This is a genomic window from Cryobacterium sp. MLB-32 (genome assembly GCF_000738085.1).
Classification (GTDB): Bacteria; Actinomycetota; Actinomycetes; order Actinomycetales; family Microbacteriaceae; genus Cryobacterium.
Genome location: NZ_JPRS01000081.1, coordinates 1 through 12992, shown reverse-complemented (window position 1 = coordinate 12992; position 12992 = coordinate 1). Strand labels below are relative to the sequence as shown.

The 12992-nt window shown below is 66.0% G+C and carries 10 protein-coding genes, 1 rRNA gene and 1 pseudogene; 6 read left to right on the top strand and 6 right to left on the bottom strand.

Annotation, left to right across the window (positions count from 1 at the left end):
* Nucleotides 1-139 precede the first annotated feature (139 nt).
* Genes JF66_RS10055 through mtrA form a run of 4 tightly spaced genes read right to left on the bottom strand, consistent with a single transcriptional unit; the run spans nt 140 to nt 5001 of the window.
* Nucleotides 140-916, bottom strand: coding sequence for a ComF family protein (locus tag JF66_RS10055; protein ID WP_197059380.1), 777 nt, complete (start codon nt 914-916; stop codon nt 140-142).
* 28 nt (nt 917-944) lie between these two features.
* On the bottom strand, nt 945-2642 hold the full coding sequence (locus tag JF66_RS10050; RefSeq protein WP_051973381.1) for an LpqB family beta-propeller domain-containing protein: 1698 nt from the start codon (nt 2640-2642) through the stop codon (nt 945-947).
* Entirely contained in the window at nt 2635-4314 is a 1680-nt protein-coding gene (gene mtrB / locus JF66_RS10045; RefSeq protein ID WP_081882294.1) for an MtrAB system histidine kinase MtrB, read from the bottom strand. Before mtrB ends, JF66_RS10050 begins: the two co-directional genes overlap by 8 nt.
* Nucleotides 4315-4320: 6 nt before the next feature.
* Nucleotides 4321-5001: an MtrAB system response regulator MtrA gene (gene mtrA / locus JF66_RS10040; RefSeq protein ID WP_035877497.1), complete on the bottom strand. Its 681-nt coding sequence runs from the start codon at nt 4999-5001 to the stop codon at nt 4321-4323.
* 162 nt (nt 5002-5163) lie between these two features.
* Between mtrA and JF66_RS10035 the strand changes: the two genes are divergently transcribed.
* The 5 genes and pseudogenes from JF66_RS10035 (at nt 5164) to JF66_RS10015 (ending at nt 10528) form a co-directional block, all read left to right on the top strand.
* Nucleotides 5164-6291, top strand: coding sequence for a hypothetical protein (locus JF66_RS10035; RefSeq protein WP_156109730.1), 1128 nt, complete (start codon nt 5164-5166; stop codon nt 6289-6291).
* Nucleotides 6288-6941, top strand: a complete 654-nt coding sequence (locus JF66_RS10030) for a DUF4129 domain-containing protein (RefSeq protein WP_035877495.1) — start codon at nt 6288-6290, stop codon at nt 6939-6941. Before JF66_RS10035 ends, JF66_RS10030 begins: the two co-directional genes overlap by 4 nt.
* Complete coding sequence (locus JF66_RS10025; protein WP_156109729.1) at nt 6938-8239, top strand: DUF4350 domain-containing protein; 1302 nt, start codon at nt 6938-6940, stop codon at nt 8237-8239. Before JF66_RS10030 ends, JF66_RS10025 begins: the two co-directional genes overlap by 4 nt.
* Nucleotides 8236-9212, top strand: a pseudogene (locus JF66_RS10020) (AAA family ATPase). The gene JF66_RS10025 and the pseudogene JF66_RS10020 overlap by 4 nt, the downstream one beginning before the upstream one ends.
* An 8-nt stretch (nt 9213-9220) precedes the next feature.
* Nucleotides 9221-10528 (top strand): DUF58 domain-containing protein, encoded by a 1308-nt coding sequence (locus tag JF66_RS10015; RefSeq protein WP_035877494.1) that lies wholly within the window; start codon nt 9221-9223, stop codon nt 10526-10528.
* Nucleotides 10529-10583: 55 nt separating this feature from the next.
* Here JF66_RS10015 and JF66_RS10010 read toward each other — a convergent pair whose 3' ends face one another.
* On the bottom strand, nt 10584-11579 hold the full coding sequence (locus JF66_RS10010; RefSeq protein ID WP_035877493.1) for a stage II sporulation protein M: 996 nt from the start codon (nt 11577-11579) through the stop codon (nt 10584-10586).
* A gap of 17 nt (nt 11580-11596) precedes the next feature.
* Between JF66_RS10010 and JF66_RS10005 the strand changes: the two genes are divergently transcribed.
* The gene (locus tag JF66_RS10005) at nt 11597-12457 is read left to right on the top strand and encodes an RDD family protein (protein ID WP_081882293.1); all 861 of its coding nucleotides are present in this window, start codon (nt 11597-11599) and stop codon (nt 12455-12457) included.
* A 362-nt stretch (nt 12458-12819) separates the two neighbouring features.
* Here the strand turns inward: JF66_RS10005 and rrf are convergent.
* A 5S ribosomal RNA gene (gene rrf, locus JF66_RS10000) occupies nt 12820-12936 on the bottom strand.
* Between the last annotated feature and the right edge of the window lie 56 nt (nt 12937-12992).

Here is a 12992-nt window from a genome sequence, read left to right as displayed (position 1 = left end):
AGTGATCCCTAGGTTTCGTCCAACAATGTTTGTTTCCATGACGACCTCCTGATCTGGCGGATCGCCCTGTAAATGGGCGATCATTGCGCGCCTGTGACTATTACCGTAGCCGCGCGCGGCTGATATGTCACAGCTTTTGTCAATCAGTTTTGAATGAACAGTATGTGGCCGGATAAAGACGCCGTCTTTCCGCCAGTACGGCCAACCCGACGACCTCTCCGCCGGCAGCCAACACTGCGCGTCGCGCTTCGAGGAGCGTGGACCCTGTTGTCAGCACATCGTCGACGATGATGCATCGAAACCCGTCCAAGGAGCGGACTGCTTCGAGCGAACCCCTCCGATTTTCGCTGCGTGCGGTCCTGTCGAGCCCGACCTGATCGACGGAGGCCCGCACCGCGCGCAGCGCCCTGGTGGGCGCCAGTCCGGCTCGTCTGAGCAACAACTCCACCGGGTGATAGCCGCGCACCCGCCAGGCCATCCGTGAGGACGGAATGACCACGAGGTGGATGTTTGTCACCGTGGGTGGCGGCGCGGAGCGGAGCGCGGCGGCGACCGCGACGCGCAGCGGCACGGCCAACACCGCCGCGGCATCCGTTCGCCCGCCGTCTTTGAAGGCCACAATCACGTGCCGGGCCACACCGGAGTAATCCAGGGCGCACCACACGACGACACCGTCTCGGGCCGCCTGGTGCACCGCCGGCCGCAGCGCCACCCGGCAGTCCGGGCACAACGCTCGATCTGCCGCCCCGCATCCGCTGCACTCCGTGGGCAGGAGCACCGCCCACGCATCGAGCAGGGCCCGAGACAATGCCGCCACGGGCAGGCGGCGAGCGGGAGAGATATGACGTCGCATGTACCCACGATCCACGGATACCTCGACGTCCGTGCGCACGTGGGCGGGCACCGTGCGCAACACGCTCGCAATCGGCCTGTGGAGGAGCTGACTAGCCGGTGAGGCCTTGCTGGGTGGCGAGCAGCGAGACCCCATCGAGACGCTTCTGCCAGCCCACTCCGCGCTGCACGCTCAGCCCTCCCCCGGCCGTGAGCACACGCACGTCGCGCAGCGAGTTGCTGCCGGCAAGCGACACGGCGTCCGTCGGCGACTCCAGCTCGGTCCTGACACCACCGATCCCCTGCACGGTGATCTGCTTGGCGCCGCCGACGAGCGTGCTGAGAGATGCCACGGTGAGCTCATCGATCCACGCCGCATCAATGGGGGTCCCGATATCGAACGTCAGTTGAAGCGGTGCACCGATTTCCACCGGCACCCCGTCCTTGCGGATGATGCCGGCCACGGCCATCCGAGCTTCGGTGCCGATCGTATAGACGACGAGGAGTCGGGTGCCGTCGCGGGAGACCTTCAGCGACTGGATCGACGTTGCCTCTGGCCACGGAGTCAGCACGGGAATCGACTCGATCGTCGAACCGAAAACGAGAAGTTCATTCGGTCGCTTCGCGGGCACAGACCAGCTGTACCCCGCGCTGTCGATGGACGGGTCGATCAGGCCCGACCGTGAATCAATGAGCGTCGATTCGTTCCCGGCGCGAACGCGATAAACACCGTCAGCGGTCAGCGCCACCGCCACCCGTTGGCCCGAAGCGAGCGTCACCGCCGTCGGGTTGAGCGAGGTGACGGCCTCACTGATCCCGTCAACGGGCGTCACGGTCTGCCCACTGGCAGCCAGGAAGCCGAACGCACCGTCACGGAGGACCAGTGCGCGTGCGTCGACGCGTGGGTTCACGGCCAGGTCGCCCACACCGAGGTCCTGGATATTTTGGGCGTTCTGGTCGATCGCGATTTCCACCTGCATGCCCTCAGGCAGACTGGCGGTCAGCTGCGCCTTCATTCGTTGCAGGGTGATTCTGTCGGCGTTGAGCGCCTCGGTGTTGAGATCGACCATGGCATTGCGACCGACGACCTGCACGGCATCCGCTGTCAACGCGGTTCCTTCCGGGAAGGCTGTGGCGACCGCTCCGACCAACCACGAGCTTGGGCCGCTCAGCACCGCATTCACGATCTTGGTGGGCGCCGAAGCCCCCCGGGGGAACCAGCGCAGGTCGGGCACGAGGGCGTCGAATCCGGGCGAGAAGAAATACAGGGCAGATGCACTGAACACGTCGTTGAACGTCGTCTCGTCGATGACGGTCCCATTGGGTGCCGCACTGATGCGCCACTGCCCGTCCACCTGGCGGAATGCGTAGTCGAGGCTGACCGGGAGGGGATCGAGCCCACGGAATTCACCCCTCGCGCTGACCTCTGCCCTGGGGGTGAGCGCCACCTCAATGTTCTGGGCGTCGACTTCGGTTATCACGCGTCCGGTACCGTCATCGACCGTGACACCTGCAGAGGGGTCCCAGGACGATGTGAAATCACTCGTGAGAAATTCACGCGCGATGGCGTAGTTGCCCTCCGGGCTCGACGCGGCGTCGATGAAACCGCGCAGGATGCCCTCGGCGCTGGCATCTCTCTGCGGCCCCGACGGCAGGAAGACCTGCGTCGGGCTGTCGTCGACGACATCGGGCTGTCCGGCCCTGACTCCCCCCTCCCTCGGAATTCCCGCGCACCCACTCAACAGGAGTGCGCCGACCAGCAGGGCCACCACGGTGCGGCCCGTTCGAGTGGACAGTCCGGTGCTACGCATGGGTGCCCTCCGTCAGGCCATGGTGTGGTCCGAGTTCGCCGAGAGCCTCGGTGGCATCCACTGGGGGTAGCGGGATCGGCGACGTCATGAGCGTTCCCCCGGCCAGACGCGGCAGGGTGAGCCGAAAGCACGCTCCGTGGCCGGGAGTCGACCATACCTGGAGCCATCCGCCGTGGACAGTGGCATCTTCGCGAGCGATCGACAGACCGAGGCCGGTGCCGCCAATCGTCCGCTTGCGGCTGGGGTCTGCCCGCCAGAATCGGTCAAACACGTGGGCTACCTCGGATTGAGTCATGCCCAGTCCGTAGTCGCGCACGGCGAGCGCGACCGAATCAGAGTTGCTGTCGACGGAGATGACCACGGGCTTGCCGTCCCCATGCTCGATCGCGTTGCCCACGAGGTTGTGCAGGATGCGACGGATGCGACGGGGGTCAACATCGGCATTCAGATAGCCGCCCGGCGCGACCAGCCTGAGGTCTGAGCCCTTCGATTCGGCCAGGGTGCGCAGCCCGTCGATGGCGTCCTCGGCGAGGTGGACGAGGTTCGTCGGTTCGCTCTCCAACTCGACGGACCCCGCGTCGTACCGGCTGATCTCCAGGAGATCGCTCAGCAACACCTCGAACCGCTCCACCTGAGTGTGCAGCAATTCCGCCGTGCGGCCGGTGGCCGGAGGAAAACTCGCCCGCTGGTCGTAGAGCACGTCGCCGGCCAGCCGAATCGTCGTCAGCGGCGTGCGCAGTTCGTGGGAGACATCCGAGACGAAGCGCTGCTGCACCTCGGACAGGTCGGCAAGTTTCTGGATCTGACTTTGCAGACTGTCGGCCATTCCGTTGAATGAGCGGGCGAGGGTGGCAATGACATCCTGTCCCTTTTCGGGAATGCGCACCTCCAGGTCTCCGGAGGCAAGCCGCTCGCTCGTTTCAGCGGCGACGCGAATCGGGGTCACAACGAATCGCACGACCACCCAGCTCACGCCGCCGATGAGCAGCACGAGGGCCAGTCCGGCAAAGCCCAGCGTCTGCTGCACGAACAGCAGGGTCGCTTCGGCGTCCTGCAGGCTGTAGCCGATGTAGAGCTCATAGGTGCCGGCGACAGGAACGGTCAGCTGGGAACCCACCACGATCCCGGGGATGCTGGTTCCCGATTCGTCCGTGAGGGTGACGGACTGCCAGAACTGTTCATCGGAGCTGGCCTGCACCTGGCGGCGCAGATCATTGGAGACGACCGCCCCGGAGTCGCCGAAGGTCGAGGAGTCCTGTGGGGCGACCGCAGAAGATTCCTGGTCGGGCACTCGGAGCACGGCAATCAATCGACTTGAGGACGCGGCGGTAATCGAGGTGCGAGCGGAACCGAGCAGCGCCTGCACCTGCACGCGGTCGACGGCATCGGAGGCATCGAGAATCCCCTGAGCGGCGTTTGTGGCGCGGTTGGAGTCAAGAAGCACCTGACTGACCCGTGACTGGAAGAGGTCGTTGCCGATACTCGCCGACATATAGACCCCCACGACGAGAATCGCGGCTCCCGACAGGAGAACGGAGATCGTGACGGTGCGAAAGTGGAGCGACGCGCGCCACGACGCCGAGACGGCGCCGGGCCAGGAACGCCAGTACTGCCAGTTGCGCCAGTGCAGCCTTGAGCGCCACGTCACGTCCGCTCCGGATCGAAGTGCCATGGGGCGCTAGCCCACCGCCCCGGCCCGATAGCCGACGCCGCGGACGGTCATCACGATCTTGGGATTGTCGGGGTCTTCTTCCACCTTGGCGCGCAGCCGCTGCACGTGCACGTTCACCAGCCGGGTGTCGGCCTTGTAGTGATATCCCCACACCTGCTCGAGGAGCATTTCGCGGGTGAAGACCTGCTGAGGCTTCGAGGCGAGGGCAAGAAGGAGATCGAATTCGAGCGGTGTCAGATTGATGGTCTGGTCGCCGCGCCTGACCTCGTGACCGGCCGCATCCACGACGAGGTCACCGATTTGGAGACTGATCGTCGACGACACGGGTGTCGGACGCAGGCGGGTACGGATACGTGCGACAAGTTCTTTGGGGTTGAACGGCTTCACCATATAGTCGTCAGCACCCGATTCGAGCCCCCGCACGACATCCGTGGTGTCTGTTCGAGCCGTCAGCATGATGATCGGCGTGCCGGACTCGGCGCGGATCAGGCTGCAGACCTCGATGCCATCAAGACCCGGCAACATGAGGTCGAGCAGAACAAGGTCGGGCTTGACCGTTCGAAAGGCATCCAGGGCCAGCGCCCCATCCGCGCAGAAACTCGGTTCGAACCCCTCGTTGTGCAATACGATACCGATCATCTCGGACAGCGCGGTGTCGTCGTCGACAACCAAAATTCGTGCAGTCATTTCTCTCTCTTTGCCATTCATCGTGCGTTCATCGTGTTTCGACGTTGGAACGTCGCCCCCTCACGCCACGTATTGCCCGGTGAGTAGTACATTCACTGCGTCAAGAATAGTCGAGACAAGCCCGAAACGCGCCGGAAGCCGAGGTATGCCAGCATTGAAGGCGTGACAGACAATCAGAACTGGCGCCCTCCTACCTCCGCCGTGACCGGAGGTCCGGCCCAGAACCCCGCGTATGGCCCTCCTGGTTCGTCTCCGGCGTGGACGCCGCCACCGAAGCCGGGCCTCATTCCGTTGCGTCCTCTCGCCTTCGGCACACTGCTGTTCGCGCCCTTCACGGTTCTCCGCCGCAACCCCAAGGCCACGTTCGGTAGCGCCCTGGCGGTTCAGGCCGCCATCGCACTCATCACCGTGCTCGTGGTGGGCCTCGTCACGTACTGGGCGTTGAATCGCATCGAGAGCGCCCCCCTCGACGAGCAGGGCACCGTCGAGGCGGGCGCCTCGGTCACGGTCGTGCTCTCCGCCCTCGTGCCGCTTGCGCTGAGCGTGCTCGCGGGCGCGCTGCTTCAGGGCGTGATGGTCACGGAGGTCGCACGGGCAACCCTCGGAGAAAAGCTCCGTCTCGGCCAGCTCTGGCGCGTGGCCGCCCCGCGGCTCCTGACGCTCGTGCTCTGGACGTTCCTGTTGGGTGGCATCGCCCTTCTGGCCGTTGGCGCGCTGACGGCCGTCGTCGTGATCCTCGTCACCATCGCCGGCGGCGCGTGGATGGTACTGGGCATCGTCACCGCCGTGTTCGGCGCCCTCGGGTTGACGGTCACCGGCGTGTGGCTGTTCACGAAAACCAGCATCGTGCCGAGCCTCATCGTGCTGGAGCGTCTGGGCATTCGGGCCGCCATTCGACGCTCGTGGTCGCTGACGAACGGGTACTTCTGGCGCACGTTTGGGGCGCAGGCCCTTGTCGCGCTGATTGTGAACACCATCCTGCAGATCGTGACGACACCGTTCGCCCTCGTATTCAGCTGGCTGTTTTCACTCGTCGATCCGAACGCGGCGCTCGACGCCTACGTGCCGGCAGCCATCACGTACATTGCCATGCTCGGCGTGAGTTTGGTGCTCGGCGCCATTGCAGTCGTCGTGCAGTCGGCCACGATCGCCCTGATCTACCTCGACCTCCGGATGCGCAAAGAAGGCCTCGACCTTGAACTCGCGCGATTCGTCGAGTCTGCACAGTCGGGTGCATCCGTACCGGACCCCTACCTCGTCATCGATCCGCGCAGCACCCCTACGGCATGACCATTCTGGCGGTTCCCGTCGTGCCCGACGCTCCGGAGGCGCAACGCTGGTTGCAGGAGGAACTCGCGAAACCCCCGTACGTGGCGGCCAGGCCCACCTGGTTCGACACGCTCTCCCAGGCGTTCTTCGACTGGCTCGGTTCGCTGACGGCCCCCGGTGGTAGCGGTTGGGGTGGATGGATTCCCGCGATCGTGGTCGCCCTCGTCTTGGCGGCAGCGTTGGCCGCGTGGCTCATCTACGGGCCGCCCCGCCGCAATCGTCGGGCCGGGACCGCAGTGCAGATGTTCGGCGCGGACGACCGCCGCAGTGCCGACGATATGCGTCGCGCGGCGCAGTCCGCCGCCCGGGCCGAGAACTGGAGCCTCGCGAGCGAAGAGATTTTTCGGGCCCTGGCTGCGGACCTCTCCGAGCGCACGGTGCTGACTCTGACACCTGGAACGACCGCGCACGGTTTCGCCGAACGTGCCTCAGCGGCCTTTCCGGCGGCCGGTCCCCGCCTGCGGGCGGCAGCCGACGTGTTCGACCGTGTGCGCTACCTCGGAGTCGCCGGCGCGGACGTGGATTTTCAGACTCTCGCCGCCCTCGAAAGTGACCTGCGGCAGCAGACGCCGATTCGCCTCGAGCCGCTGTCGCGAGGGGTCGCCTCGTGACCCGCCTGACCGAGAGCGGCCGCACGCATCCGGTTCCGCAGGACGAGGGCCCGCGCAACGCCGTGTCGATCACGCCCACCTTCCGAGCCTCCGCCCGACGCTCGGTGTTCTGGGTGGCCGCCGGTGCCGGTGTACTCGTCGTGTCGATCGTGGCTGCTCTCGTGGCCGGTGGCCAGTCCGCCGGGCGCCCGCTCGCGTCCGACAGCGCCGCACCCACCGGCGCCCGGGCTCTGGCGGAGGTTCTCGGGCAACAGGGCGTCACGGTCGTACCGGTCGGGAGTCTGAGCGAAGCGCGCGCCGCCGTATCGGCAGCGGATGATCCCACGCTGTTCTTTTCAGACGCCGATGGCTACCTGGATCGACCGGGCCTCACCGAATTGTCGGCCCTCGCTCCGCGAACCGTCATCGCCTCGCCCGACTTCCTCGCCGTGCAGTCGCTGGCACCCGAGGTGGGATTCGGCGGAGTGGGGAGCGACTCACCCGTGCCGGCGGGCTGCGCCGTGCCCGCCGCCGTGCGCGCCGGCTCCCTCTCTCCGTCGGGTGACACTTTGCGGATCCCGGTCGGCAGCGTCTCCGCCGGCGCTGGGGCCCTGACCGGGTGCTTTCCGAGCGGCGACGGTTCCTACTCGGTTGTCGAACGCGTTGAGGCCGAACACACCCTGACGCTCGTCGGCGACGCGGCCGTGTTCAGCAACGACCAGATCAGCAGCTACGGTAATGCCGCCCTTGCACTCAATCTCCTCGGCGCGAGCCGCACCGTGGTCTGGTACCTGCCGACACTCGCTGACGTTGCCCGAACAGGGCCGCCACCGATCGGAGAGTTGACCCCTGGCTGGCTCACCCCGGCACTCGTCCTGCTGTGCCTCGTGTTCGTGGCCGCGGCGATCTGGCGGGGGCGTCGATTCGGGCCACTCGTGGCCGAGAACCTCCCCGTGACCGTCAAGGCCAGCGAGACCATGGAGGGACGGGCCCGTCTCTATGCCCGGGGCAACACGCGACTGCGCGCCCTCGATGCCATCCGCATCGGGTCGATACAGCGACTTGCGACCATGATCGGGCTCGGCAGGAGCGCCTCGCTCGAGGACATTGTGCTCGCCGTGGCGGCGCACACGGGCCTGCCTGTCGACGAGGTTCGGGACGTGCTCGTGGGTGAGGAGCCGACCACGGATGCCCAGCTCATGCGCCTCTCCGCACGCCTTGAGCACCTCGAGCGGGTCACCGTCGCAGCAACCCGTACGACTCAGCGGCCCCCCACCGCTCCGCACGACACCTCGACACACGGCAGAATGGACCCATGATCACTCCCGACACCGACACGAGCACCGATTCGCTGCGCCAATCCCTGACCCGGGTTCGCGCCGAGGTCGGCAAGGCGGTCGTCGGTCAGGACGGCGCCGTCACGGGCCTCATCATCGCGCTCCTGGCCCGGGGCCATGTCCTGCTCGAAGGCGTGCCCGGTGTGGCGAAGACGCTGCTCGTACGCACGCTCAGCCATGCCCTGAGCCTCGACACCAAGCGCATCCAGTTCACGCCGGACCTGATGCCGGGCGACGTGACCGGATCCCTTATTTACGACGCGAAGGCAGGAGAATTCGAGTTTCGCACTGGTCCGGTCTTCACCAACATCCTCCTCGCCGATGAGATCAACCGCACACCCCCCAAGACGCAGTCGGCGCTGCTCGAGGCTATGGAAGAGCGCCAGGTGAGCGTTGACGGGGCCACTCGGCCGCTGCCCACCCCGTTTATCGTCGCCGCGACCATGAACCCCATCGAATACGAGGCACCTACACGCTTCCGGAGGCCCAGCTCGATCGCTTCCTCCTCAAACTGGTGCTCGACGTGCCGGCCAGGGACGACGAGGTCGAGGTGTTGCGACGTCACGCGGCTGGTTTCAACCCACGCGACCTCTCCGGGGCCGGAGTGACTCCCGTTCTGGGAGCAGCCGAGCTTGCAGCGGCCCAGGCCGCAGTGGCATCCGTGGGCTCCAGCGCCGACGTGCTGGCCTATCTGGTCGACCTGGCACGCGCCACACGCAACAGCCCCTCCGTGCGTCTGGGCGTGAGCCCCCGCGGGACTACCGCGCTGCTCGCAGCGACAAAAGCCTGGGCTTGGCTGAGCGGCTACGACTCGATCACTCCGGACCACGTTCAGGCCATGGTTCTTCCCGTGTGGCGGCATCGAATCGTGCTGCAGCCGGAGGCCGAGTTGGAGGGCGTGTCGGTGGACGCAATCCTGCAAGCGGTTCTCCAACAGGTGCAGGTTCCGATCTAGGCCGGCCCATGACGTTCACCGGTCGTTTCGTTGTCCTCGTCGCGCTGGGGGTCATTCCCGTCGTGCTCCTCGGCGGCACCATCCCGCGTGCCTTCGTTGTGCTCGGTCTGTGGATGCTGTTCGTATTTCTTCTCGGCGGACTCGACCTGCTGCTCACGGCATCGCCGCGTTCCGTGACGTTCGAGCGCACCGTGCCGGCCCGCGTGCGCCTCGGCGAAACCGTGATGAGCCAACTCGCGATTACCAACACGGGCACCCGCCGTCTCAACGCCCTGGTGCGCGACGCCTGGCAGCCGTCGGCCGGAGCCGGCAACAACCGCACGCTCGTAGCGATCCCGCCGCGGGAACGACGCCTCGTGACGCTCCCCCTCACGCCGTTCCGGCGAGGCGAGCGTCGCACCGCTCACGTGACCGTTCGTGCGCGTGGGCCACTGGGCCTCTGGAACCGCCAGGCCACGCTGGGCGCGCCAGGGAGCATTCGTGTGCTGCCGCCGTTCCGCTCACGTAAACACCTTCCGTCACGCATCCAACGGCTGAAGGAGCTGGACGGGCGCACGAGCGTCATGGTTCGCGGACCCGGAACGGAATTCGATTCCCTCCGCGAATACGTGCGGGGGGACGATGTACGATCCATCGATTGGCGGGCGACCGCACGCCGCAACGACGTCATGGTGCGCACGTGGCGCCCCGAACGAGACCGTCGCGTCGTCATCCTCATCGACACTGGACGCACCTCCGCCGCACGCATTGACGACGAACCGCGACTCGACACCGCGTTCGAGGCCAGTCTTCTCCTTGCCGCGCTCGCGGAACCCGCCGGAGACCGGGTCGACGTTCTGGCATTCGACCGTCGCGTACGCGGACGGGTGCAGGGTGCCAAGGGAGCCGCGCTGCTCGCGCGCATGGTCGACGCCATGGCCCTCATCGAGCCGGAGCTCATCGAAACGGACTGGGCAGCCGTGCCGGCGCAGGTTCGCGGCATCACAGGCCAGCACGCCCTCGTCGTGATCATCACGTCAATCGATGCCGCCGGGGCCTCAACCGGGCTGCTCTCCATGCTGCCGCAGCTCACCCAGCGGCACACCGTGGTTGTCGCATCCGTCACCGACCCTGCGGCCCTGCAGGCATCGCGTGAACGCACGACCGTCGAGGGGGTGTATCGCGCCGCTGCCGCAGAGCGGGCGCTGCTGGACGTGGCCCGCGTATCCGCTGCCATTCGTCAGCTTGGCGGCGAGGTGGTCACGGCCTCCCCCGCCGATCTTCCTCCCGCGCTCGCCGATCGATACATTCTGCTCAAGGCGACCGGCCGACTCTAACGAGCTCGCGACGTTCAGCCTGCTGAGCTTCCCCGCTCGCTTTTCCGGCGGCTTGCTAACCGGCGTAGATGCGCGTGCTCCCGGCCTCGAACTCGGCCAGATCACCAGTCTCGCCGAGTCGTGTCGCACGACGACCAACGGCAATCATGTAGAACAAGAACGCGCCAAGACCGAGCGTTCCAATGCCGATCTTGATCGGCCACGGCCACGGCGCCGGAGTCACGAAACCTTCGATGACGCCCGAAACGAGCAGCACGATCACGAGCCCGATGGCGACGGTAAAGAGCGCTCGACCGTCTTCGGCGAGGGCCTGACCGCGTGTACGGGCCCCGGGCGCAATCCACGCCCAGAAAATGCGAAGCCCGGCCGCCGCTGCCACGAAGATGGCCGTCAGCTCCAGTTGGCCGTGCGGGGCGATATACAGGAAGAACACGTCCCCTTTGTCGTACGAGAACATCACGGCGGCCGTCATCCCGAGCCCCTGGGCATTCTGGAACAGCACGTACGGAACGTAAACGCCCACAATGCCGAAGGCGATGCACTGGGCGGCGATGAAGGCGTTGTTCGTCCATACCAACCCGGTGAACGATGCCGCTGGGTTCGCCGAATAGTAGCCCACGAAGTCCTCGTTGGCGACCTGCGCCAGCTGTTCCTCCGTACCAATATTCGCCAGAATCTGCGGGTTGCCCAGCGCCCACACGGCATACAGCCCCGCAACGATAAATGTGAAAACCGCCACGGCCAGGGTCAACCACCGCAGCCGATACAACGCCGCGGGCAACTGCAAAACAAAGAACCGCGGCAGCATGGAGAGCACATTCGCGCTCGCGCCCGTGAATCGTAGCCGTGCCCGCGATAAGCCCACCGACAACCGGTCACCCTGAACTGTCGACCCCGCCGTGGTCTTGATGGCCGACAGGTGGGTGGCGCCCGCCTGATAGCGCTCGATGAGTTCGTCCGATTCGGCGCCCGAAAGCTGCCGCCGTGAGCCGAGCTCCGTGAGGCGATTCCACTCCTGCTTATGTGCTGCCGTATAGGCGTCAAGATCCATCTGCTTCAATAGTAGACATGGTGCAGCAGGTGCAGTCCACAAGTCACGTTTCGGCCGACGCAAATACGCCCCTGAGCGACGAGCTCCTGACCGGCGAAGCGGTGGCACTCGACGTGCGGCCGGCCAACCTCATTCTGCGAGCCGCCGGCACCATCATTGACGCCATCGCCTATCTCTTACTTTTTCTTCTCATCATGTTCTTGGCCTCCCAGGTAGTCGGGGGCGCCGACGCAGCGCTCATGCAGGCGGTGACCGTTGCCGGTCTGGTGATCTCGATCATCATCACGCCGATGATCGTCGAAACCGCGAGCAGAGGCCGCTCACTGGGGAAGCTCGCCATCGGAGCTCGCATCGTACGCATCGACGGCGGTGCGATCTCGCTCCGTCATGCGTTCATTCGCGCGTTGACGGGCCTGCTCGAGATCTTCATGACCCTCGGCGGCCTCGCTGCCACTGTCGCGCTGCTCAACAGTCGCTCCCAACGTCTCGGCGACCTGCTCGCCGGCACCTACAGCCAGCATGAGCGGGTGCCGCACCACCAGGATCCTGTGCACGGTATCCCTGGGCCACTTGCCGAGTGGTCGAAGACCGTGGACATCGCCCGTCTGCCGGACGCACTGGCACGTCGGGTGGCCCAATTCCTGCGCCAGTCGGACAGGTTGACCCCAGCGACCCGGCAGCGTCTCGCTGCCTCCCTCGCTGCGGAAGCCCTTCCTTTCGTCTCCCCGATCCCCACGGCTCCGCCCGAGCCGTTCCTGCAGGCCGTCGCCGCCGTACGTCGTGACCGCGAGTATGCGGCGCTCCTGCTTGAGCAGGAGCGCCTGACTCGCCTCGAGCCGATACTGACGGGCCTGCCGCACCGGTTCCCCAACCGCTAGCCCAGGTCTGAGGCTCGGGTCGCGGGGCCTCGATCGCTCCTTCGTCACGCCTCGACCAGCGGGCAGGGGGTTCGCTGGTCGAGGAACGCCGTCTACGGCGTGTCCCGAGACCCGGTGAGCCAAGCCTCCAAGCGCAGGTCGCGGGGCCTCGATCGCTCCTTCGTCACGCCTCGACCAGCGGGCAGGGGGTTCGCTGGTCGAGGAACGCCGTCTACGGCGTGTCTCGAGACCCGGTGAGCCAAGCCTCCAAGCGCAGGTCGCGGGGCCTCGATCGCTCCTTCGTCACGCCTCGACCAGCGGACAGGGCGTTAACGCAAGAAAGCCACCCCGTGGGGTGGCTTTCAAGTGTGTTGCTAAGTTAAGTCCGGCGGTGTCCTACTCTCCCACAGGGTCCCCCCTGCAGTACCATCGGCGCAAAGAGTCTTAGCTTCCGGGTTCGGAATGTGACCGGGCGTTTCCCTCTTGCTATAGCCGCCGAAACATCTTCCGATGAATCGAACAAACCTATACAAATGTATTTAGTTATTTGTTCTCG